The following is a 21,154-nucleotide window of genomic DNA, read 5'->3' as shown; positions in this document are numbered from 1 at the left end:
GGTTGGAGCCATGCACTCCACTCACCTGCACGACCTGACCGCCGCCTCCGCCCACCACACCTCGGAAGGACTCGTCACGTACTACCGCTGCGCCTGCGGGGCGTGGGAGGTGCGCACCACCGCCGGCCTCGACGCGGCCATCGCGGCGACACGCCCGGGAGGTGACTGACCGGCGCCATCGACTCTCCGAGGGTGTTCGTCCTATTGTCGGCACCAACACCCCCTCAGGAGGTCACGCATGTCCAGCATCCCCGCCTTGCTGCGCGACCGGGTCAACGCCACCCCGGACGCCGAGGCATACCGCACCCCGTCCGAGAACGGCTGGACCTCCCTGTCGTGGCGGGAGACCGGCGACCGGGTCAGGGAACTGGCGCTCGGCCTGGCCGGGCTGGGCGCGGGGCCGGACACGCGGGTGGCGATCCTGTGCTCCACCCGGCTGGAGTGGGTCCTGGCCGACCTGGCCGTGCTGTCCACGGGCGCGGCCACCACGACGATCTACCCGTCCAACACCGCCGCCGAGTCCGCGTTCGTGATCAACGACTCGGGCAGCTCGATCGTCATCGCCGAGAACGACGACCAGGTGGCCAAGCTGCGCTCGGTCCGGGAGGAACTGCCCGGCGTGCGCACCGTCGTGGTCGTCGACGGCACGGCGAGCGACGACGGCTGGGTCGTGCGCATGGACGAGCTGGCCGGCGAGGGCGACTACGACGCGATGGTCGAGGCCATCTCCGAGAACGACCTGGCCACCCTCATCTACACCTCCGGCACCACCGGCCGCCCCAAGGGCGTGGAGCTGACCCACGACAACTGGCTGTTCACCGCCGCCTCCGTGCGTGAGCTCGGCCTGCTGAGCCCGGCCGACCTGCACTTCCTGTGGCTGCCGCTGTCGCACTCCTTCGGCAAGCTGCTGGAGGTCGTGATGATCGACATCGGCGTGCCGACCGCCATCGACGGCCGCCTGGACAAGATCGCCGACAATCTCGGCGTGCTCAGGCCCACGTTCATGGCCGCCGCGCCGCGCATCTTCGAGAAGATCCACAACACGGTCGCGGCGAACATGCGCACCGAGGGCGGGCTCAAGCTGCGCATCTTCACCTGGGCGAAGGCGACCGGCCTGCGCGTCGCGCGGGCCCGCCAGCGCGGCGCGGCCGTCCCCTTCACCACCCGCGCCGAGTACAAGCTGGCCGACCGGCTCGTCTTCGCCAAGCTGCGCGAGCGCTTCGGCGGGCGCATCCGCTTCTTCATCTCGGGCGCCGCGCCGCTGTCGATGGAGATGGCCGAGTTCTTCGACGCCGCCGGGCTGACCATCCTGGAGGGGTACGGCCTGACCGAGTCGTCGGCGGGCAACTTCCTCAACCGGCCCGCCACCGTCAAGTTCGGCACCGTGGGCCCGCCGCTGCCGGGCACCACCGTGCGCATCGCCGAGGACGGCGAGGTCCTGATCGGCGGGCGCGGCGTCATGCGCGGCTACCACGGCCTGCCCGAGGAGAGCGCCGACGCCCTCGAGGACGGCTGGCTGCACACCGGCGACATCGGCGAACTCGACGAGCAGGGTCGCCTGCGCATCACCGACCGCAAGAAGGAGCTCATCAAGACCTCGGGCGGCAAATACGTCGCGCCCACCTACCTCGAGGGCCGGATCAAGGCCGCCTGCCCGTACCTGTCCCACGTCTTCGTCCACGGCGACCGCCGCAACTACTGCACCGCCCTGGTCACGCTCGACATGGACGTGGTGCGCCCCTGGGCCGAGGCCGAGGGGCTGCCCGCCGACGCCGACGCGCTGCGCGGGCACCCGCGGATGCTCCAGGAGGTCCAGACGGCGATCGACCAGGTCAACGCCACGCTGGCCACCTACGAGACGGTCAAGAAGTTCGCCGTCCTGCCCGCCGACTTCACCGTGGAGACCGGGGAGCTGACCGCCAGCCTCAAGATCAGGCGCAAGGTCGTCGAGGAGCACCACGGCAAGGTGCTCGACGGCTTCTACTCCGGCTGATCCGCACTCGCGGGCGGGTCCTCCCGCTCTTCCCGTACGGCCGCGCGCGGCGGGGTCTTCCTCAGCACGAGGACGGCCTCGCCCGCCCTGGGCCACAGCCACCGGGTGAACAACCCGGCGGCCACGCCGATGGCCGCCCCGGCCAGCACGTCGCCCGGGTAGTGCACGCCGGTGTACACGCGGGAGAAGCACACCGCGCCGGCGACCACGCCCACGGGCACGCTGACCCGCCGCGGCGCCTCCATGGCCACGGCGGTGGCGAAGGCGGCGGCCGCGGCCGAGTGACCGGACGGGAAGGAGGCCGACAGCGGCGTCTTCAGGACCCTGGACAGCGGGAGCATGTCGGCCAGCGGGCGCTTGCGCTTGAAGGCGGGCTTGCCGGCCAGGTTCGCCAGCGGGCTGGCCAGGCTGATCGCCAGCATGCCGCGGGTGGCGGCGCGGCGCAGCCTGCGGCGGCCGGTGAAGGCCAGCCCGCCCGAGATCACGCCCCAGAGCACCCAGTTGTCGGCCGCCCGGGACAGCGGCGGGAGGACGCCCTCGAGTCCCGGCAGGTGCGCCTTGGCCACGGCCTTGAACAGGCGCTTGTCCCAGCGGTGCAGGCGGGAACGGAGTCGCATACACCCCATACTGCCCAATCGCCGCCGGGCATCACCGTCTCTCGTAGGCGGTGACCGTGATCTCGCGGACGGCCGCGCCGTACCGGATGGTGAGCGAGACCGTGGCCGGGCCGGTGGTCAGGATGCTGCCCACCCACAGCGCGCGCCGGTCGGGGCAGCCGGTGAAGCGGTAGGAGGGGGCGCCGTCGGCCAGGGTGTAGGTGTTGTCGGCGCGGTACCTCGCCCGGTCGAACAGCAGGGCGGTGCCGGACGTGCCCGTGGTGACGGTGAAGTCGGCGCCCGGCTCGGCGCGCACGGCGAGCTTGAAGCTGCGCACCGTCGCCGTCGGGCTGGGGCGCTGGGCCAGGACGAAGGCGAGCAGGGCGGCCGGGCCCGAGGTGACGATGCGGGAGCCGAGGCCGGGGTCGAAGTCCTGCTGGTTGGCGCCGGCGCAGATGCGCTGCCCGGGGGGCTCACGCACGGCCGCGGCCGTCGTGGGTGTCGTGGAGAGCGTGCCGCCGGTGGCGGCGGTGCAGCCGCTCAGGAGCAGCGCCGCGGTGGCGAGGGTCGTTCGTCTCATGTCTGCGATACACCGGCGGGGCACGGGGGGTTCCGGGTCAGGGCGCGCTCACAGGATCCTCCTGGCCGCGGGGATCTTGCGCACCAGCGAGGCCAGCTTCCAGCACACCGGCAGCGCGATCAGCACGAGGACGGCGAACTTGACCACCGCGAGCGTGTGCAGGCCGGACAGCAGGAGGGCGACGCCGACCAGCACGAGCGGGTGGATGATGTAGACGGTGAACGCGTTCTCGGCCAGGAACCTGCCGATCGGGCCCTGGGTGTTGAAGCGCTCGCGGAACCACACGCTCAGCCCGATGGCCATCGAGACGGCGAAGGACGTCTCCCAGGCCGCGCTCGCCAGCTGGGCGGCCCAGCCCTGGGTCAGCACCTGCCCGACCGGTAGCAGCACCGCGGAGGTGACGCCGGCCGCGATGAGACCCCACGTGGCCGCCGCCGGGGGCAGCGAGGTGTACCAGCCGCGCCGGTAGGCCAGGGCGCCCACGGCGAACATGGCGGCGTACTGCGGCAGGAAGGACGGGGTGGGCAGGCCGACGATCGGCCAGTACTGCCCGACCGGCACCAGGAACCGCCAGGCGAACACGGCCAGGGACAACGCCGCGGTGAACACCACGATCGCCCGCAGGCTCAGCGGGCTCTGCCGTACCTCGGCCGGGCGCCCGGAGCGTCGCCACAGGACGTAGCAGGCGGAGAAGACGAGCAGGACCTCCACGAACCACATGGGGCCCGGGTCCCAGGAGCCGATGTAGAAGAGCCAGTACGGGATGGAGCCGTCGTAGAAGCCGAGCATGACCCACGGGCGCAGCACGAGCAGGTAGACCAGCAGCGGGATGCCGAGCCGCTTGAGCCGGTCGCGCAGGAACGCTCCCGAGCCCTTGCGGTCGTGGGAGGCCGGGGTGAAGAAGCCGGCGATGAGGAAGAAGAAGCCCATGAAGAACGCCTGGTTGAACATGACCAGGACGTCCAGGACGAGGCCGGTGCCGTCCCGGGCGGGCTCGTGGTGGTACCAGGCGGGGATGTTGCCGTAGGTGACCGCCGCGTGGTGGATGACCACGAGTACGGTGAGCACGATGCGCAGGTTGTCGATGCCCAGGAGCCGGGTGCGCGTCGAGGTTGTCACGTGACAGCCCTTTCGAAGAGGTCGGCCAGCTCGTTCGCGTGTGCGTCGAGGTCGTGCCCAGGGGTGATCACCCAGTAGGCGAACATGGCGTTGACGGCCGCGTTGTGGGTGACGGCCATGATCCGGCGATCGAAGGGGCGGAACTCGCCGTTCTCCTGACCCCACTGGTAGATGGTCTCCAGCCCCTGGTAGAGCACTTCATCGGTGTGCATGCCGTAGCGGAGCCCGCCCTTGTCGTCGCGGAGGTTGGTGAAGATCTCCCCGAGCGCCTTGACCTGGGCGCGGTTGTCCCGCATGTGTTCGGCGACGGCCAGAATGTGCGTGCGCAGCAGCTCCTTCGCCGTGGTCCCGCTCTGCATGCGGGACACGACGTGCTCGGCGATCCGGGTGTAGACCTGCTCGACGACCTCCTCCATCAGCTCGTTCTTGCCGGCGAAGTGGTAGGAGATGACGCCTTTGCTGATGCCGGCGTGCTTGGCGATGGCCGCCAGGGACGCGCCGGCGAAGCCCGCCTCGGCCAGGACCTCGATGGTGGCGGCGATGATCTGCGCTCGCCTGGCCTCCTCGATGAAGGTTCTCTGACCTTCGGGCTTATTTTCTGACCGCATGGCCAGAATTTAGCACATGCGGCCAGAGGATTGCGCGGGCTATCGGACCCGGAGGACGGCGAGCCCCATGATCAGCATGGTCGCCGCGCCGGCGTAGGCGGCGGTCTGCATGCCGTCCACGTACGCGGCGCGGGCCGCGGCGGCCAGGGCCGTACCCACGTCTCCGGCGAGCTCACCGGCCACCGCCAGCGCGCCGCCGAGGGTCTCCCCCGCCACCGCGGCGCTCCGCTCCGGCACTCCCGGCGGCACGGTCGCGGCCAGCGAGGACCGGTAGACGGCCATGCCGACGCTGCCGAGCACGGCCGCGCCGAGCGCCTGCCCGAACTCGGTGGCCGACTCGAACAGGCCGGAGGCCGCACCCGCCTTCTCGGGCGGCGCCGCGGCCAGGACCCGGGTGGAGGCCAGCGCCTGCACCGCGCCGATCCCCCAGCCGAGCAGGAACAACGCGCCGAACAGCAGGGGCAGGCCGCTCTGGCCGTCCAGGCGGGCGATCAGCAGGAAGCCTCCGGCCCCCAGGATCATGCCGGAGCCCATGACGTGGCCGGGGCGGATCCACCGGGTCAGCGCCGCACCGAGCACCGATCCGGCCGCCGAGCTGAGCGCCGCGGGCACGGTCATCAGCCCGGCCGCGAGGGGGCTCAGGCCGAGCACGGACATGAGGTACTGGGTGATGAAGTAGAACGTCCCGACCAGGGCGAAGACCGCGAGCGTGGCGGCCAGGAGCGCGAGCGTGAAGTCCCGCCGCCGGAAGAGCGCCAGGTCGAGCATGGGGTCGGCCAGCGCCCTCTGGCGGCCCAGGAACGCCGCCAGAAAGACCAGCCCGGCCACGGCGGCGCCCCACGTCGCGGGCGTGTGGTCCTGCTCGGCGGCCTTCTTCACGGCGTACACGATCGGCAGCGCGGCCAGGAGGACGAGCAGCGCGCTGAGGAGGTCGAACCTGCCCGGCTCCGGGTTGCGGTACTCCGGCAGCAGCGGCCCGAGCAGCAGAAGCAGGAGCATGATCGGCACGTTGACCAGGAAGACCGCGCCCCACCAGAACGTCTCCAGCAGCCAGCCGCCGACGATCGGCCCGGTCACGCTGCCGAGGGTGAAGACGGCTGCCCAGACGGCGATGGCCAGCTGAAGCCGGCGTGCATGGGTGAACAGCACCCGGATGAGGGCGAGCGTGGGCGGCATCAGCGTGGCCGCGGCGGCGCCCTGCAGGCCGCGGGCGACGATGAGCAGCTCGGCGCTGGGCGCGTAGGCCGCCAGGGCCGAGGTGAGGCCGAAGGCGACCGCGCCGGTCAGCAGCAGGCGCCTGCGGCCGATCCGGTCGCCCAGGTTGCCCATGGGGATGAGGAGCCCGGCCAGCAGGAAGGCGTAGACGTCCACGATCCACAGCTGCTGCGTGCCGGTCGGCTCCAGGGCCGCGGTCAGCGCGGGCAGGGCGAAGAAGAGCACGGTCACCGTGATCGAGATGAGCAGGACGGGCAGCATGAGGATCGCCAGCCCGGCCCACGGCCGCCATCCCGCTCTGGCGCCGCTTTCTGTGACGGTCATATCCATTCCTCCATACGCTGTACGTGATATTTCACAACACCATACGGATAGCCCTATCTCGGCCTTTTTCATCACGGATACTATGATTTCGTCACAAGTAGAGAGGTGTGATGAAATGGCGTCATGCGTGGAGTGCGGGAGTCCGCTCGACGTCCCCGCCCGCGGCCGCAAGCCCCGCTACTGCTCCCGCGCCTGCCAGGCCCGCGCCTACCGGGCCCGCCTCCACACGCGCGCCACCCCGGCGCCCCCCGCCCGCCGCCCCGCCGACCCCGGCCTGTCCCGGGACCGGATCGTGCGCTCGGCCATCCTGATCGCCGACGCGCACGGCCTGGAGAGCCTGTCCATGCGGCATGTCGCCACCGCGCTCGGCGTCAAGGTGATGTCGCTGTACACCCACCTCGCCGGCAAGGACGAGCTGACCGGCCTGATGGTCGAGGCCGTCTTCCGCGAGCAGGACCCCGGCGCACGCGAGCACGGCGGCTGGCGGGCCGCACTCGAGTCCGCCGCCCGCTGGGAGTGGGCGCTCTACTCCCGGCATTCGTGGGTCCTGGAGATCATCGCGACCGTCCGGCCGCCGCTCGTGCCCAGCCTGCTGGCCCAGTTCGAACGCGGGCTCGGCGCCTTCGACGGCCTCGGCCTCGATCCCGTGACCGTGCACCGCCTCTACCTCGGCGTCAGCGGCCTCCTGCAGGGCCTGGCGCTGCTGCGGGTCAGCGAGATCACCGCCGAGCGGCGCGGCACGCTCGGCCAGTGGCGCACGGTCCAGGTGCCCGCCGCCCTCGCCGAACTGGGCCCCGGCCGCTATCCGAGGCAGGCCGCGCTGGGCGGCGACCCCGGGGTCATGGCCGACCTCTCCGACCTGGACGAGATCTTCGAGTTCAGCCTCCGGCTGCACCTGGACGGCATCGCCCGGCTGCTGGAGGCCCGTTAAAGGGCCAGCCAGCCGGCTGTGCCGTACCAGGTGCCGCCCGCGGCGAGGTGGTCGCCGATCGCGCGCTCCAGGCTGGTGCGGCGCGGCAGCGGGTCGGCCTTCGCGTCCGCGCCGAAGACGAACTCCATCATTCCGCTGTCGTCGAAGCGGTGCAGCAGGCGGAAGCGGCGCTGGAAGGCGAGGATGTTGGACGTGGCGGGAAGGTGGCGCCCGAGCTGGTCGTCGAGCATCCACGAGTGGCAGGTCGCCACCCGCAGGTCCTCCTCGGGGAAGTGCTTGGGGAAGAACACCCGGGCCCGCTCGAAGGAGTCCGTGCAGGCTGCCGGGGTCACCGGCCCGTGGAAGTCGGGGATGTGCACGGCCACCGCCAGCCCCTCCGGCCCCACCGGCGCCCCGTCCTCCACCGCGCGCCGCAGCGTGGTCTGGCCCAGCCGCGCCCGCTCGAACTGCAGCCGCCCGAGCTGGTAGAGCAGGCCGCGGGTGTGCAGCATGAACCAGAACGGCGCGTGCAGCCCGGCCGTGCCGTGCCGCTTGCGGTGCACGGCCATGTTGCGGCCGAGGTCGGCGAAGGTCGCCTGCGACACGTCCTCGGGGACGCCGTGCTCGCGGTGATAGTCGCGGGTGTACGGCAGGGCGGCCATGAAGGCGTGCACGAAGAAGTACGGGCCCAGCTCGGGCACGTAGGGGAAGGCCGGCGGGCGGTCGAAGCCGCCCATGGTGGAGACCAGCGAGTGCACGCAGCGTTCCAGCAGCCACCGGTGCGAGGTGCCGGGCTCGGGCACGCTCGCGAGCACGCCCGCGACGTCCTCGTGCGGCACGGTCAGCCGCATCAGCTCGGTCATCGGGTCGGCGGGGAAGCGGGCCTCGATGCTCCCCAGCGATTCGAGGTGCGCCAGCCAGGCGGGATGCTCGCGCAGGAGGTTCTTGACGTCCATCGTTGATCAGCTTAGCCGGGCGCGGTAGACCTCCCTGGCCCGCTCGATCACCGTCAGGTGGTCGCCGAGCTGGCCCGGCTTCGGCAGCCGGGCCCGGGTTCTGACCAGATCCTCCAGCAGGTCCAGCCAGTCCAGGCACCAGCGCACGTCCGGGCCGCGCGCCACCCGCCGGCCCGCCACGTCCACGTGCACGGGGCTCGTCAGCGCGTACCCGCAGGTGGTGAGCGTGCGCGGGTGGGCCTCGCACAGGGCCTCGGCCAGCACGTACGTGGGCTCGGCGACGTCCAGCTCGGCGGTGACGGTCAGCGCGTCGTCACCGCCGCCGAGCCGGCCCGCGCCCGCGCGCACGCCGTCGGCAGTGCGGATGCGCACCGCGCTCACCTCCGGGCCGATCGCGGTCGCGGTGACCGACAGCCGCCGCCCCGGCTCCGCCTCGATCACCGCGCCCGGGCCGTGGCCGTCCACCGACAGCTCCAGCCACGGCCCGGTCGTGGCGAACGTGCGGCGGGCGCGGACGGCGGCGGCGAACGACTCGGCGCTCAGCACGCCGTCCACCCGGGCGTAGACGCGGGCCCAGCCCGGCGGGTTCGACTGGTTGTCCGAGCGGGTGAAGGAGATCATCGTGTCGGTGCCCGCGGTGACGGCGAGGAGGTTGCCCGCCCCGAGCAGGCGGCGGTAGACGGCGGCCGTGGCCGGGATGGAGGCGTGCGTGAGCACGTCCAGGCTGTCCACCAGGCCGAGTGCGGCGTCGGCGACGAGCTCCCTGGCCGTGCAGTCGCGGGCCACCGGCCCGAACAGCGCCCCGGCCGGGTCGTCGTCGCGGACCGGCAGGCCGAACGGGTGGCTGTAGCCGAGCAGCGCCCCCAGCTCGCGCAGCTCGGCCAGGCCGGCGGAGTTGGGCGGCCAGTCGGCGTCGCCGTCGAAGCCGGAGTGCAGGCGGCCGGGGCGGCCCGTCAGGCCGAAGGCGTAGGCGTGGCCGAGCAGGTCGTTGCGGTACTCCGCGCCCATCCTGGCGATGTGGGTGGCGTCGGACCAGGGCAGGTCGCGCCCGATCCAGTGCTCGAGCGCCTCGCGGTCGTACACCCTGGCCCCGGCCACGTTCCCGGCGAGCAGGTTGAGGATGTGCAGGTCCTCGCCGTGCTGGGCGGCCGCCGCCGCGGCGGGGGCGGCGACCAGGTCACCGGCCCAGTTGAGGTGGGTGTGCAGGTCGCCGCCGTACCATCCGCGGGCGGCCGCGTGGTAGATGCGGTGCGGCGTCAGCCGTACCAGATGCTCCTGGCCCTGGCGCGGGGTCAGGCCGGTGCCGGCCTCGTCGTACTCCATGCCGCGGGCGGCGGTGACGGTGAGCGGCTCGGCGGGGACGTCGAGGGCCAGGTCGTCGCCGTGGAAATAGGGGCGGCCGTGGAAGTCGTGGCGCTGGGGCACGCCGTGGGGAAACCAGCCCTGGCCGTTCTCACCGGTGACGCTCCATCGGCAGGGGTACGGCGAGCGGAGCCGGAGCCGGGCCGCTGGAGCGATCCTGAGCAGGGGCGCGAGGTCCACCGGGGCGCCGTCGAGGGTGAGGTCGGCGTCCGGGGTGATCTCGGCGAGCCAGGCGCCGCGGGGCGGGATGTCGCGGCATAAGCCGCCGATCCGGACGGTGGCCGGTTCGTCGCGCCGGGAGTCGACGAGCAGCGGGATCCGGACCGGGTCCACCGGGCGGCGCGGGTGCGCGCGCAGGACGACCCGGGGGCCGCCTTCCAGCAGGTGGCCGCCCGGATCGAGGCGCAGGGCCGCGGCGTGGGCGGGCAGGTCGCCGCGCAGGGTGTCGCGCAGGACCTCGTCGTAGTCGGGTTCGGCCAGGCGGGCGCCCAGGTCGTTCGGTGATTCGCCGGGGTGCCGCTCGGCCAGCCGGTGGAAGGCCACCCGCCAGAAGCGGCCCATGAGGTGCGGCGGGAGGATGCGCCTGCGGGCGAAGAGCCGCACGTAGTGGACCTCCGGTTCGCCCCAGGTGATGCCGTGCTCGCCCAGCAGTCCGCAGTACTCCCGCAGCGCCCCCGCGACCGGTTCGGGCAGCATCGGGTCATCACACATGCGCGGTCTCCCCGTCGTCGACTGCGCGCCATGGTGGCACACGCCATCGGATCGGGCAGGCGCACGTGCGGAAACCAGTAACGATATTTCCCCTGAGAGGGAAACATCGGTCACCCGGTGGGATGTGCCTCTTCCCTCACAGCGCGGCCGGCTCGCGCAGCAGGACCGCGGCCGCCGCACGGATCTCGTCGGAGAACGGCGCGGGCCGGAACGTGGCCGGGTCGAGGTTGACGTTGACCCGGTGCCCCTCGGCGTGGACCACCGAGCCGTCGGCCGACAGGACGCGGAAGCCGTACACGCCGCTGGTGCGCCCCATGCGCTCCAGCCAGAACTCCACGAGCACCTCGCCCGCCCCCAGGACCGGCGCGTTGTACACGATCTTGAACTCCCGCACGGCCAAGAAGACGTCCTTGAACGCCGACTGCGCCGGGTCGAAGCGCCAGCCGAGGTCGGTCCAGAAGGCGGAGACGGCGCGCTCGACGAGCAGGGCGTAGCGGGAGTTGTGCAGCATGCCCATGGCGTCGAGGTCGTCGAAGTACACCTGGACGGGCTGGAGCTGGGTCACGGTCAGGCCTCCGGGAGGAGTTCGGGGTCGGGGCAGAGAGCACGCAGGCGGTGCAGGACCGCGGCGCGGGAGTAGGCGTACGCCTCGGCGGAGCCGATGAGCCGGGCGTGGGCGACGGTCGCCTCGCCCAGGGCGTTGATCTCGAAGGCGAGCAGGCCGGGGTCGGTGCCGGGGAGGAGCTCGCCCAGGGCGAGGGCCTCCTCGGCCATGCCGCGGACCGCCTTGAGCCAGTCGGACATCGCCTTGGCCACCTTGTCGCGCACCGGACCCGGCCGGTCGTCGAACTCGGCCTGGGCGACGAAGAAGAAGCAGCCGCCGGGCAGCACGCCGTCCTCGTAGAAGCGCAGGCGGGCCTCGTGCATGGCCAGCAGCCTGCGCACGCCTGCGGGGGCGTGCATGGCCGGGCGGACGATGTGGTCCACCCATTGGCGGGCGGCCCAGTCGACGGCGTCGAGCTGGAGTTCCTCCTTGTCACGCCAATGCGCGAAAAATCCGGACTTGCTCACTCCGGCCGCCTCGGCCAGGCGGCCCAGAGTGAGGCCGCTCAGGCCGTCCACGGAGGCCAGGGCGACGGTCCGCGCCAGGATCGACTCCCTGCTGCGCTCGCCGCGCAGCCTGCGTCCATCGGTCATGGGAGCCACTATATACGAACGACCGGTCGTTTAGTTTTCTGGGCGGCGGTCAAGGGGCGGCTGCCCGTTGTCAGGGGCGGTCGGCGGTCGTCAGGGGCGTTTGAAGGCGGCGAGGAGCCGGTCGGCGGCCAGTGCCGGGGTCAGCTCGCCGGCCAGCACCTCGCGCTCGACCTCCCTGGTGAGGCCGGCCACCCGGGGGTCGGCGTGCAGCTCGGCCAGCAGCCGGTCGCGCACCAGCGTCCACGTCCACCGGACCTGCTGGGCCCGCCGCCTGGCCGGCACGTCCACCCGCTCGCGGTGGGCGCCGATCTGCCGCCACAGCTCCTCGAGCCCGGCCCCGGTCAGCGCGCTGCAGGTGAGCACCGGGGGCGGCGCCGTCTCGGACCGGAGCATGCGCAGCGCCCCGGCCAGCTCCCTGGCCGCCTTGCGGGCCGCCACCTCGTGCTCGCCGTCGGCCTTGTTGACCGCGATCACGTCCGCGAGCTCCAGCACGCCCTTCTTGATCCCCTGCAGCTGGTCGCCGGTCCGCGCCAGGCTCAGCAGCAGGAAGGTGTCGACCATGTCGGCCACCGCCGTCTCCGACTGCCCGACGCCGACGGTCTCCACCAGCACCACGTCGAACCCGGCCGCCTCCACCACGACGATGGCCTCCCGGGTCGCCTTGGCCACGCCGCCGAGCGTCCCCGACGTGGGCGACGGCCGGATGTAGGCGTGCGGATCGGCCGCCAGCCGCGCCATCCGGGTCTTGTCCCCCAGGATGCTCCCGCCGGTCCGGGTGGAGGACGGGTCCACCGCCAGCACCGCCACGCGGTGCCCCAGCCCGGTGAGCATGCTCCCGAAGGCGTCGATGAACGTGGACTTGCCCACCCCCGGCACCCCGGAGACCCCGATCCGCCACGTCCGGCCCGCCAGCGGGGTGAGCGCGACCAGCATCTCCTGGGCCATGCGCGCGTGATCGCCCTTGGTGGACTCCACGAGCGTGACGGCCCGCCCGATCCACGTCCTGGACCCGGCCTTCACGCCCTCGACATAGTCCTCGACCGATCGCATCCCCCGATCGTACGGCCCTACCATGGGCGATCATCGAGAGCCCGGGAAGGGAGCGCCGTGATCGAGGTCGAGACCTCCGGCGACGTCACCGTGGTACGGCTGGCCCACGGCAAGGTCAACGCCCTGGACCTGGAGTTGTGCCAGGAGATCACGGCGACGGCGCGCGAGGTGGACGCCGGGCCGGCCGGGGCCGTCGTGCTCACCGGCTCCGGGCGGGCGTTCTCGGCCGGGGTCGACCTGGAGCGCGTGGTGTCGGGGGGCGCGGACTACGTGGAGGCGTTCCTGCCGGCGCTCTCCGAGGCGTTCCGCGCCGTCTTCGACCTGGGCAAGCCCGTGGTGGCGGCGATCAACGGCCATGCGATCGCCGGTGGGTGCGTGCTGGCCGCCGCCTGCGACCACCGGGTGATGGCCGGGGGGACGATCGGGGTGCCCGAGCTGCTCGTGGGGGTGCCGTTCCCGGCCGCGGCCCTGGAGATCATGGAGTACGCGCTGGGCCCGGTAGGCGCCCGGCGGGCGATCCTGGACGGCCGCAACCATGCCGCCGCCGAGGCGCTGGCCCGGGGTTTCGTCGACGAGGTGACGGCGCCGGAGACCCTGCTCGAGCGGGCCATGGCCGTAGCCGGCCGGCTGGCCGCGGCGATCCCCGCCGACGCCTTCCGGCACACCAAACGGCAGCTGCACGCCGATGCGGCCGGCCGCCTCGCCGCCGAGCCGGCGACGGCGCGGCTGTGGCGGACCGCGGCGGCCGACGGCCGGATCCGGGCGTTCATGGACCGCACGGTGGCCGCCCGCCGGAATCATCCCGCGAGTGATATTGGCCAGCCCGGCGCCCGATGACCAAGACTGGGACGATGACGGCTAACCCATCGCAACCGCCGGACGCCGCCCCGATCATGATCCTCGGCCGGGCGTTCTGGGGGGCGAGAACGCTGATCAGCGCCGTGGAGCTGGGTGTCTTCACCGAGCTGGCGCAGGGCGGGCTGACGCTGGAGCAGCTCCGCGAGCGGCTGCGCCTGCACGAGCGCGGCGCGCGCGACTTCCTCGACGCCCTCGTGGCCCTCGGCATGCTCCAGCGCTCCGGCGGCCTCTACGCCAACACCCCCGCCACCGCCTACTACCTCGACCGGGCCAGGCCGACCTACATCGGCGACCTGATGGAGCTGGCCGGCGACCGCGGCTACGGGTCCTGGGCCTCGCTGACGACCGCGCTGCGTACCGGCCGGGCGCAGAGCAGCGAGACGGCGGGGGGCGAGGACCTGTTCCAGTCGATGTACACCGACGAAGAGGCCATGCGCCGCTTCCTGAAGGGCATGACCGGCCTCACCCTGCCCACGGCCAGGGCCATCGCGGCCGCCTTCCCCTTCGAGAAGTACACGACGTTCCTGGACGTGGGCGGGGCCCGCGGGGCGCTGGCCGTACAGCTCGCCGAGGCGCACCCGCACCTGACCGGCGGCGTGTTCGACCTGCCGCAGGTCCGTCCGCTGTTCACCGAGTACGTCACCGAGCACGGCCTGTCGCACCGGCTCAGCTTCTACGCCGGCGACTTCCTGACCGGGCCGCTGCCCCAGGCCGAGATCCTGGTGATGGGTCACGTGCTGCACGACTGGGATCTGGAGACCAAGCGGCTCCTGCTGCGCAAGGCGTACGAGGCCCTGCCCGAGGGGGGCGCGCTGATCGTCTACGAGACCCTCATCGACGACGAGCGGGCCACCAACGCCCCCGGCCTGCTCATGAGCCTGAACATGCTGGTCAACACCCTGGGCGGCTTCGACTTCACCGGCGCCGACTGCGCGGAATGGATGCTCGAGGCCGGTTTCGCCTCCCCGTCGGTGACCCGGCTGCCCGCGCTGGACGGCATGGTGGTGGGCATCAAGGGCACCCGCTGAGCCGAGGCGTCAGCGGCAGGCGCAGGCGGCCGCGGCCGCCTGCGCGGCGGAGTCCGGGGCGGCGGAGTCCGGGGCGGCGGAGTCCGGGGCGGCGGGGTTCCGGGCGGCCTTCTCGACCTCGGCCAGGATGCGTTCGCGGTCCCTCGGGCCGAGGTAGCGGCCGCGGGTCATGACCGCGTGGATGCGGCGGACGTTGCGGATGTCGGCCAGCGGGTCGGCGTCCAGGACGACCAGGTCGGCGAGCTTGCCGGGCGTCACGGTGCCGGTGGTGGCGGCGCGGCCGAGGAAACGGGCGGCGTCCCTGGTCATGGCCTGCAGGGCCGCCATCGGCGGCAGTCCGGCGCGGACCAGGAGCGAGAGCTCGTCGTGGGCGCTGAAGCCCGGGATGACGAAGGGGCTGTAGCTGTCGGTGCCGCCGAGCAGGCCGGCGCCCGCCCGGTGCAACCGGCCGGTCAGCGTCAGGAGCTGCCGGAAGAAGCGGCGATCCCGGGCGATCTCCTCCGGGGTGTCCGGAGCGGCGGCCTTCAGGGTCGCCAGCCACTGCCGCCGGTCGGCCGCGGGGATGTACTTCAGGCGCGGGTCGCCGGTGCAGGCGTCGGCGGGCTGGGAGAACACCTTCAGCACCGCCAGCGTGGGGGTGTGCCAGGTGCCGTTGCGGATGAGCTCGGCGTACAGGCGGCGGGCCTTGGCCGGGTCGTAGCCGGCGGCGGCCTGCCGTTCCAGGTCGCGGGCCATGGCGTACCAGGAGAAGGGGTCGGTGATCGGGGTGGACTCCAGCCGGCTGCGGAACTCCGCCTCCCGGCTGGAGGTGGCCAGGGTCAGGCCGGTCAGGTGCTCGATGCTGCGCTGGCCGAGCCTGCTCGCCTCCTCCATCGGCACCAGGTACGGCAGGTGGCCGTCCATGGGCAGGCCGAGCTTCGCGGCCTCGTCTGCCAGCACGCGCAGGAGGTCGCGGGGCAGGTAGGAGTAGACCTTGAGGAACTCCGCGCCGCCCGCCTTGGCCTCGCGTACGGCCTGCCGCGCCTCGGCCTCGGTGCCCACCTTGACGGGCAGCGGTCCCAGCACGGAGACCGGGCCGTCGACGATGGCGCTGCCGATGACCATGCGCGGCCCGAGCACCTCGCCGCGGTCGATCCTGGCGCGGAGCGCGTGGTGGCCGGGCAGGCCCATCATCTCGCGGATGCCGGTGACGCCGTTGACGACGTACAGCGGCGGGGCGATCTTCTCCTGCAGGCTGCCGTGGGCGTGCATGTCCCACAGGCCCGGGATGACGACCTTGCCGTTCAGGTCGATGACCAGGGCGTTCCCGGGACGGGGCGCCTCGTGGCCGGGGCCGGTCCAGGTGATCCGCTCGCCGATGATCACGATGGTCGTCGCCGGTCGCGGAGGCGCGCCGGTGCCGTCGATCAGGGTGGCCCGCCGGAGGACCGTGATGGCCTCGCCCGCGGCGGCCGCGGCCGGCGGCACGGCCGATGCGAGGACGGCGCCCGCCCCGGCGAGTGAGACACCGCGCAGGAAATCGCGGCGGCCCGCGGGCGCGCTCAGAATCATCCTGGACATAGGACTTTCTCCCGTTCACCCGATCCGATCTTTGCCTCGCCAGTAGACAACGGGCGAGGTGCACAGGGGACGTGTCATATGTCATGGATTCGCGTGCCGGGTCAGGCGGAGTTTGACCTGACAGTTAGCGTCGTTGACGCATTTATCGGACTAACTTCCGACAAAGGATGTGGTTTGGCGCTAGGGTCTTGGAGATCCATCTCAGCCGTCACAGGAGTCACTCCCCTCATGCCTCAGGTAGACCCGTTGCGCGAGGGCGACCCGGCGGTCGTGGGACCCTACCGCCTGGTCGGGCGGCTCGGCGCCGGCAGTCAGGGCGTGGTCTATCTGGGCCAGGCCAGGAACGGCGTGCCGGTCGCGGTCAAGGTGCTGCGCGACGACCTGGCGGGGGACGACCGCGCCGCCGCCCAGATCGCCGCCGCCCGCCGCGTGGAACCGCTCGGCGTGGCCCGGGTGCTCGACGCCTCCTTCCACGGCCGGCCGTACCTCGTGACCGAGTACGTGGACGGGCCGTCGCTGCAGCGGGTGGGACGGCACAGCGGCGCCGAGGTCCAGCGGCTGGCCAACGCCACGGCCACCGCGCTGGCCGCCATCCACCAGGCCGGGGTCGCGCACCTCGACTTCAAGCCCGCCAACGTGCTGCTCGGGCCCGGCGGGCCGCGGGTGGTGGACTTCGGGATCACCGCCGGCGGGCAGACGCTCAGCGCCGGCGGCGGGATCTCCGGCACGCCCGCCTACATGGCGCCCGAGCAGCTGTCCGGCCTGGAGGCGGGGGCCGAGGCGGACGTGTTCTCCTGGGGCTGCGTCGTGGTCTTCGCCGCCACCGGCAAGCCGCCCTTCGGCGACGGGGCGCTGCCCGCGGTCATCCACCGGATCCTGCACGAGGAACCCCGGCTGGGCGACCTGCCGCAGCCGTTGCGCGCCATCGTCCAGAGCTGCCTGGCCAAGGATCCGGCGCTCCGGCCCGCCATGCGCCAGGTCGTCGTGCAACTGCTCGGCGGCGAGCAGCCGCTGCCCGCCCCCAGGAAGCCCAGGTCGCCTATGCGGCGCACGGTCCGCCGAGCGCTGATCGCGGGCGTGTCCGGGGTGATGGTGCTGGCGTTGTCCGGAGCCATCGTCTGGCTGACCTCCGACGACCCCCGGGGCGAGGCCGGCCCCCGCGTCACCGCCACGGTCACGCCCGCCGCCGTCTCCTCCACCAGCCCCAAGCCCAAGCGCACCCGCCCCACCCCCAGCGCCTCCTCCTCCGCGCGCGACGTCGGCAGCATCAGGGTCCTGTACGTCCGCGCCCAAGGGGCCAGAACCGCCCAGAGCCGCGACTGCCAGGTCGGCGACACCGTGGTCAGCGGCCTGGTCGAGGGCACCCGGTGGCCGGTCCGCTTCCGCTACGCCTGGATCGTCGACGGCCAGGTGGTACGGCGCGGCGCCGCCTACATCACCCAGGCCCGCACCCGCGCCATCGCCGCCCCGCCCGCCATCACCGCCCCCGGACGGCACACGGTCACCCTGCGCGTCACCTCCCCCGTGCCCGCCCGCGAGTCGATCGCGGTCGAGGTCTGCCCCGCGGGGACCGAGTAGATGAACCCTCCGGCCGAGCCGCTGCGGGCCGGCGATCCCCCGGCCGTCGGCGGGTACCGGCTGCTCGGCCGCCTCGGGGAAGGCGGCCAGGGCGTCGTGTACCTGGGCGAGGGGCGCGACGGGACCCGGGTCGCGGTCAAGGTGCTGCGCGGCGGGCTCGGCGGCGACGACCGCTTCGCCAAGGAGATCGCGGCGGCGCGGCGGGTCGAGCCGTTCTGCATCGCCCAGGTGCTCGACGCCTCCGCCGCCGGCCGGCCGTACATCGTGACCGAGTACGTCGAAGGGCCCTCCCTGCACCAGGCCGGCCGCCACAGCGGCGCCGACCTGCAGCGCCTCGCCGTCGCCACCGCCACCGCGCTGGCCGCCGTCCACGCGGCCGGGGTGGTGCACCGCGACTTCAAGCCCGCCAACGTCCTGCTCGGGCCCGGCGGGCCGCGGGTGATCGACTTCGGCATCGCCCGGGCGGTCGGCGCCGTGGCCACCGCGACCAGCGGGATCGTGGGCACCCCCGCGTACATGGCGCCGGAGCAGCTCGCGGGGCAGGAGGCCGGGCCCGCGGCGGACGTCTTCGCGTGGGCCGGCGTCATCGTCTTCGCCGCCACCGGGACGCCGCCTTTCGGGGACGACACCCTGCCCGCGATCATCAACCGCATCCTGCACAACGAACCTCACCTCGGCGACCTGCCCCGGCAGTTGCGCGGGGTCGTGTACGACTGCCTGGCCAAGGACCCGGGTGCGCGGCCGCCGATGCGGGAGGTGCTGTTACGGCTGCTGGGCGGTGACCGGGAGGCGGCCGGCGCGGAGGGCACGCCCGCGTGGGAGCGCTCCCCCGCCGCTGCCCCCGCTCCCGCCGCGACGCACTCTCCAGGACCCTTCACCGATCCCGCGGGGCGGGATCGGACGGTCGATCGGGTACGGCACGGCCGCGGCGGCCGCCACGCCGACGGCGACCTGGGTGGAGCCGGTGGCCGTGAAGCCTTTGGGCGACCGGGTGGATCCGGCGGATCTGGCGCCTTCGCGGGGCCAGGTCGATCCGGCGGATCCGGCGCCTTCGCGGGGCGCGGTCGATCCGGTGGCCCTGAAGCCTTCGCGGGGCCGGGTGCTTCCCGCAGGGCGGGCGGGCCGGTCCGGGCGGGGGTGGTCGTGCCGCTGGCGGCGGCCGCTGCGGTCGTGGTGACCGGTGGGCTGGTGTACGGGGTGACCTCGTTCCGGCCGGGCCTGCCGGACGCGGGGGCCGGGCCCGCGGTGGCGATGTCCCAGGGGCCGACGCCGGTCACGCCGGGGCGGAAGCCGTACGCCAAAAGGACGCCCAAGCCGAAACCCGCCACGCCGAAGCCCCCGCGCACCACGCCCTCGCCCGCGCGCACCCCGACGCCTCGGCGCACCACCCCCGCACCGGTGCGTACCACCCCTGCGGCTCAGCGGACCACCCCGGAACCCACCACGTCCACCACCAGGCCCGCGGCCGGGGGCGCGAGGATCCGGATTCTCGGCATCGACCTGCGCGGCGGCCCCGGCCAGGATCACTCGGCCAGTTGCTACATGCCGCCGGTCGGGTTCTCGGGCTCGATGGAGTCCTCGCGGTCGGAGGTGTGGATCAGCTACGCGTGGGTCGTGGACGGCGTGGTCAAGATGCGCAACCGCAGCTGGGTGCCCAAGGGGGAGTTCACGGCGCCGGCGCTGGCCCACCAGTACATGCTCAAGACCGGAGGCCACTCGGTCACGCTGAAGGTCACGGCGCCGGGAAGCGCGGCCAAGACGGTGCCGTTCAGCGTCTGCCCGATGGAGGAGTATTGATCCCGCCGGACGTCGGGCCGAAGCGCATCGTCAGGCGGTTCGGCGAGGGTGGCCACGTCTTCTCCGAGAAGCAGGTGTCCCTGTCCTACGGGCCGCGCACCATCACGTACCGGGTGGCCGGCGGCGGCTCCGCCTCCGTGTCGCTCACGATGTGCGCGACGGCCTAGATGCGGCCGCTGCGAGACGACGACCCGCCCGCCGTCGGCGCGTACCGGCTGATCGGCCGGCTGGGTGAGGGCGGGCAGGGTGTGGTGTACCTGGGTGAGGGGCGCGACGGGACCCGGGTGGCGGTCAAGGTGCTGCGCTCGGGCGGGGACGGCCTGGCCAGGGAGATCGCGGCGGCGCGGCGCGTGGAGCCGTTCTGCATCGCTCAGGTGCTGGACGCCTCGGCGGGCGGCACGCCGTACATCGTGACCGAGTACGTGGAAGGGCCCTCTCTGGCACAGGCCGGCCGGCACACGGGCGCCGGCCTGCAGCGCCTCGCGGTCGCCACCGCGACCGCGCTGGCCGCCGTCCACCGGGCGGGAGTGGTGCACCGCGACTTCAAACCGGGCAACGTTCTGCTCGGGCCCGGCGGGCCAAGGGTGATCGACTTCGGGATCGCGCGGTCGGGGACGGCGCTGACGATGACCAGCGGCATCGTGGGCACGCCCGCCTACATGGCGCCCGAGCAACTCGCCGGGGTGCCGGTGGGGCCCGCGGCGGACGTGTTCGCGTGGGCCGGGGTGATGGTGTTCGCGGCGACCGGCCGGCCGCCGTTCGGCGACGACTCGCTGCCCGCCGTCATCACCCGCATCCAGCGGGCCGGCCCGGACCTCGGCGACCTGCCCGCAGCCCTGCGGCCCATCGTGACCCGCTGCCTGGAGAAGGATCCCGCTCTGCGGCCTTCCATGCAGGATGTGCTGTTCGAACTCATCGGCGGCAGCCACGTCCCGCCGGCCGCGCCCACACCCGCGAGCGGGGGCACGGGCCATCGGACTCTGGATGGTCAGACCTCAGGTGGGCGGATGCTGGTGGTGGGTGGCGCGATGTTTGGCGCGGTGGTGGTGGCCGGGCTGGTGGTGGTGCTGGTGACCCAGGTGTCCTGGCCGGTTGGCCGGTCGCCGGTGGCGCTGCCGTCGGCCGGGCCGGGGACCACGGGGCCGGCACCGGCGAAGGACGGCAAGACCGCCACGCCGGCCGCGGAGCCGGGGGCCACGACGACGCGGAGCCGTACCCCGGGGTCCGCGACAACGCGCGGCCGTGCCTCGGAGCCGACCGTGACGCGCACCCGGAGCCGGGAGCCCACGGCGGCGCGCACCCCGTCGTCAAGGCCGACGCCCACCACGTCCTCGAGCCCGGTGGGCACCCCTGCCACGACCTCGAAGACCGCCCGCCCGGCCGGCCGGATCGGGGCGGTGAGTCTGCGGTCGGAGGGGCTGCTGACCGGCACGTGCTACCGGCAGTCCAACATCGCCGCCTCGGTTGCGGCCTCCGGTAGGACGCCGTTCACCTATCGGTGGATCCTGGACGGCAGGGACATGGGCAAGGCCGCCGCCACCGCGCCGGTCAAGCTGGTTCTCGGCTATGCGCACATCCGCTCGGACGGGCCGCACACCGTGCGGTTCAAGGTGTTGTCCCCCAACGCCGTGTCCCGCTCGTTCTCCTTCAGCACCTGCGACGGCGCCCCCTGGCCCGAGGAATAGTGGTCGGCCGCTTGGAGCGCCGAGTGG

20 protein-coding genes are annotated in these 21,154 nt (G+C 73.2%); 9 read left to right on the top strand and 11 right to left on the bottom strand.

All coding sequences use genetic code 11. The features are described 5' to 3' along the window. Nucleotides 1-10 precede the first annotated feature (10 nt). Together FVE25_RS53720 and FVE25_RS05155 are read left to right on the top strand one after the other, a co-directional pair. Nucleotides 11-169: a hypothetical protein gene (locus FVE25_RS53720; RefSeq protein WP_181019448.1), complete on the top strand. Its 159-nt coding sequence runs from the start codon at nt 11-13 to the stop codon at nt 167-169. Nucleotides 170-238: 69 nt separating this feature from the next. Continuing rightward, nucleotides 239-1,993, top strand: a complete 1,755-nt coding sequence (locus FVE25_RS05155; protein WP_157245180.1) for an AMP-dependent synthetase/ligase — start codon at nt 239-241, stop codon at nt 1,991-1,993. Here FVE25_RS05155 and FVE25_RS05150 read toward each other — a convergent pair. From FVE25_RS05150 to FVE25_RS05130, 5 genes are read right to left on the bottom strand one after another with little or no spacing between them, the layout of a single operon-like run. Next, the gene (locus FVE25_RS05150) at nt 1,981-2,610 is read right to left on the bottom strand and encodes a phosphatase PAP2 family protein (protein ID WP_246266624.1); all 630 of its coding nucleotides are present in this window, start codon (nt 2,608-2,610) and stop codon (nt 1,981-1,983) included. The genes FVE25_RS05155 and FVE25_RS05150 overlap by 13 nt on opposite strands. A gap of 31 nt (nt 2,611-2,641) precedes the next feature. Further along, nucleotides 2,642-3,169: a hypothetical protein gene (locus tag FVE25_RS05145; protein ID WP_157245178.1), complete on the bottom strand. Its 528-nt coding sequence runs from the start codon at nt 3,167-3,169 to the stop codon at nt 2,642-2,644. A 48-nt stretch (nt 3,170-3,217) separates the two neighbouring features. Further along, the gene (locus FVE25_RS05140) at nt 3,218-4,288 is read right to left on the bottom strand and encodes an acyltransferase family protein (protein WP_157245177.1); all 1,071 of its coding nucleotides are present in this window, start codon (nt 4,286-4,288) and stop codon (nt 3,218-3,220) included. Further along, the gene (locus FVE25_RS05135) at nt 4,285-4,896 is read right to left on the bottom strand and encodes a TetR/AcrR family transcriptional regulator (protein WP_157245176.1); all 612 of its coding nucleotides are present in this window, start codon (nt 4,894-4,896) and stop codon (nt 4,285-4,287) included. The genes FVE25_RS05140 and FVE25_RS05135 overlap by 4 nt, the downstream gene beginning before the upstream one ends. Nucleotides 4,897-4,935: 39 nt before the next feature. After that, nucleotides 4,936-6,435: an MFS transporter gene (locus tag FVE25_RS05130; protein ID WP_157245175.1), complete on the bottom strand. Its 1,500-nt coding sequence runs from the start codon at nt 6,433-6,435 to the stop codon at nt 4,936-4,938. A 115-nt stretch (nt 6,436-6,550) separates the two neighbouring features. Between FVE25_RS05130 and FVE25_RS05125 the strand changes: the two genes are divergently transcribed. Then, nucleotides 6,551-7,366: a TetR/AcrR family transcriptional regulator gene (locus tag FVE25_RS05125; protein ID WP_157245174.1), complete on the top strand. Its 816-nt coding sequence runs from the start codon at nt 6,551-6,553 to the stop codon at nt 7,364-7,366. On the opposite strand, the gene FVE25_RS05120 is transcribed toward FVE25_RS05125, so the two are convergent. The 5 genes from FVE25_RS05120 to meaB form a co-directional block, all read right to left on the bottom strand. Beyond that, the gene (locus FVE25_RS05120; RefSeq protein ID WP_181019447.1) at nt 7,363-8,301 is read right to left on the bottom strand and encodes an acyltransferase domain-containing protein; all 939 of its coding nucleotides are present in this window, start codon (nt 8,299-8,301) and stop codon (nt 7,363-7,365) included. The two genes, FVE25_RS05125 and FVE25_RS05120, sit on opposite strands and share 4 nt — an antisense overlap. Nucleotides 8,302-8,307: 6 nt before the next feature. Further along, nucleotides 8,308-10,374: a CehA/McbA family metallohydrolase gene (locus tag FVE25_RS05115; protein ID WP_157245173.1), complete on the bottom strand. Its 2,067-nt coding sequence runs from the start codon at nt 10,372-10,374 to the stop codon at nt 8,308-8,310. 136 nt (nt 10,375-10,510) lie between these two features. Further along, complete coding sequence (locus tag FVE25_RS05110) at nt 10,511-10,939, bottom strand: acyl-CoA thioesterase (RefSeq protein WP_246266622.1); 429 nt, start codon at nt 10,937-10,939, stop codon at nt 10,511-10,513. A gap of 2 nt (nt 10,940-10,941) precedes the next feature. Next, nucleotides 10,942-11,571, bottom strand: coding sequence for a TetR/AcrR family transcriptional regulator (locus tag FVE25_RS05105; protein ID WP_157245172.1), 630 nt, complete (start codon nt 11,569-11,571; stop codon nt 10,942-10,944). Nucleotides 11,572-11,661: 90 nt separating this feature from the next. Next, a complete protein-coding gene (gene meaB, locus FVE25_RS05100) occupies nt 11,662-12,621 on the bottom strand; it encodes a methylmalonyl Co-A mutase-associated GTPase MeaB (RefSeq protein ID WP_157245171.1) in 960 nt (319 codons plus the stop codon). Nucleotides 12,622-12,678: 57 nt separating this feature from the next. Here meaB and FVE25_RS05095 point away from each other — a divergent pair, with 57 nt between their 5' ends. Both FVE25_RS05095 and FVE25_RS05090 read left to right on the top strand, forming a co-directional pair. Then, entirely contained in the window at nt 12,679-13,458 is a 780-nt protein-coding gene (locus FVE25_RS05095; protein WP_157245170.1) for an enoyl-CoA hydratase/isomerase family protein, read from the top strand. Nucleotides 13,459-13,472: 14 nt separating this feature from the next. Then, nucleotides 13,473-14,507 carry a methyltransferase gene (locus tag FVE25_RS05090; RefSeq protein ID WP_157245169.1) on the top strand — a complete coding sequence of 345 codons (1,035 nt, stop codon included), beginning with the start codon at nt 13,473-13,475 and terminating at the stop codon, nt 14,505-14,507. 9 nt (nt 14,508-14,516) lie between these two features. On the opposite strand, the gene FVE25_RS05085 is transcribed toward FVE25_RS05090, so the two are convergent. Continuing rightward, nucleotides 14,517-16,067 carry an amidohydrolase family protein gene (locus FVE25_RS05085; RefSeq protein ID WP_219825306.1) on the bottom strand — a complete coding sequence of 517 codons (1,551 nt, stop codon included), beginning with the start codon at nt 16,065-16,067 and terminating at the stop codon, nt 14,517-14,519. 228 nt (nt 16,068-16,295) lie between these two features. Here FVE25_RS05085 and FVE25_RS56175 point away from each other — a divergent pair, with 228 nt between their 5' ends. Genes FVE25_RS56175 through FVE25_RS56170 form a run of 4 tightly spaced genes read left to right on the top strand, consistent with a single transcriptional unit; the run spans nt 16,296 to nt 21,127 of the window. Then, complete coding sequence (locus FVE25_RS56175) at nt 16,296-17,645, top strand: serine/threonine-protein kinase (protein ID WP_181019446.1); 1,350 nt, start codon at nt 16,296-16,298, stop codon at nt 17,643-17,645. Further along, nucleotides 17,646-19,442, top strand: a complete 1,797-nt coding sequence (locus FVE25_RS54285; RefSeq protein ID WP_219825305.1) for a serine/threonine-protein kinase — start codon at nt 17,646-17,648, stop codon at nt 19,440-19,442. After that, on the top strand, nt 19,439-19,609 hold the full coding sequence (locus FVE25_RS05070) for a hypothetical protein (RefSeq protein WP_157245167.1): 171 nt from the start codon (nt 19,439-19,441) through the stop codon (nt 19,607-19,609). Before FVE25_RS54285 ends, FVE25_RS05070 begins: the two co-directional genes overlap by 4 nt. Further along, entirely contained in the window at nt 19,610-21,127 is a 1,518-nt protein-coding gene (locus FVE25_RS56170; protein WP_281367808.1) for a serine/threonine protein kinase, read from the top strand. Nucleotides 21,128-21,154: the final 27 nt, after the last annotated feature.

The organism is Nonomuraea typhae (assembly GCF_009760925.1).
GTDB classification, from domain to species: Bacteria; Actinomycetota; Actinomycetes; order Streptosporangiales; family Streptosporangiaceae; genus Nonomuraea; species Nonomuraea typhae.
Note: the sequence above shows the minus strand (reverse complement) of the source record. Positions and strands in the feature narration are given on the sequence as shown.

What these genes read in the sequence shown, in the direction of transcription:
- meaB (WP_157245171.1), bottom strand. Translation starts at nt 12,621, where the DNA reads ATGCGATCGGTCGAGGACTATGTCGAGGGCGTGAAGGCCGGGTCCAGG.
- FVE25_RS05115 (WP_157245173.1), bottom strand. Translation starts at nt 10,374, where the DNA reads ATGTGTGATGACCCGATGCTGCCCGAACCGGTCGCGGGGGCGCTGCGG.
- FVE25_RS05135 (WP_157245176.1), bottom strand. Translation starts at nt 4,896, where the DNA reads ATGCGGTCAGAAAATAAGCCCGAAGGTCAGAGAACCTTCATCGAGGAG.
- FVE25_RS05145 (WP_157245178.1), bottom strand. Translation starts at nt 3,169, where the DNA reads ATGAGACGAACGACCCTCGCCACCGCGGCGCTGCTCCTGAGCGGCTGC.
- FVE25_RS05130 (WP_157245175.1), bottom strand. Translation starts at nt 6,435, where the DNA reads ATGACCGTCACAGAAAGCGGCGCCAGAGCGGGATGGCGGCCGTGGGCC.
- FVE25_RS56175 (WP_181019446.1), top strand. Translation starts at nt 16,296, where the DNA reads ATGCCTCAGGTAGACCCGTTGCGCGAGGGCGACCCGGCGGTCGTGGGA.
- FVE25_RS05150 (WP_246266624.1), bottom strand. Translation starts at nt 2,610, where the DNA reads ATGCGACTCCGTTCCCGCCTGCACCGCTGGGACAAGCGCCTGTTCAAG.
- FVE25_RS05105 (WP_157245172.1), bottom strand. Translation starts at nt 11,571, where the DNA reads ATGACCGATGGACGCAGGCTGCGCGGCGAGCGCAGCAGGGAGTCGATC.
- FVE25_RS54285 (WP_219825305.1), top strand. Translation starts at nt 17,646, where the DNA reads ATGAACCCTCCGGCCGAGCCGCTGCGGGCCGGCGATCCCCCGGCCGTC.
- FVE25_RS05120 (WP_181019447.1), bottom strand. Translation starts at nt 8,301, where the DNA reads ATGGACGTCAAGAACCTCCTGCGCGAGCATCCCGCCTGGCTGGCGCAC.
- FVE25_RS05155 (WP_157245180.1), top strand. Translation starts at nt 239, where the DNA reads ATGTCCAGCATCCCCGCCTTGCTGCGCGACCGGGTCAACGCCACCCCG.
- FVE25_RS56170 (WP_281367808.1), top strand. Translation starts at nt 19,610, where the DNA reads ATGCGGCCGCTGCGAGACGACGACCCGCCCGCCGTCGGCGCGTACCGG.
- FVE25_RS05085 (WP_219825306.1), bottom strand. Translation starts at nt 16,067, where the DNA reads ATGTCCAGGATGATTCTGAGCGCGCCCGCGGGCCGCCGCGATTTCCTG.
- FVE25_RS05090 (WP_157245169.1), top strand. Translation starts at nt 13,473, where the DNA reads ATGACGGCTAACCCATCGCAACCGCCGGACGCCGCCCCGATCATGATC.
- FVE25_RS53720 (WP_181019448.1), top strand. Translation starts at nt 11, where the DNA reads ATGCACTCCACTCACCTGCACGACCTGACCGCCGCCTCCGCCCACCAC.
- FVE25_RS05125 (WP_157245174.1), top strand. Translation starts at nt 6,551, where the DNA reads ATGGCGTCATGCGTGGAGTGCGGGAGTCCGCTCGACGTCCCCGCCCGC.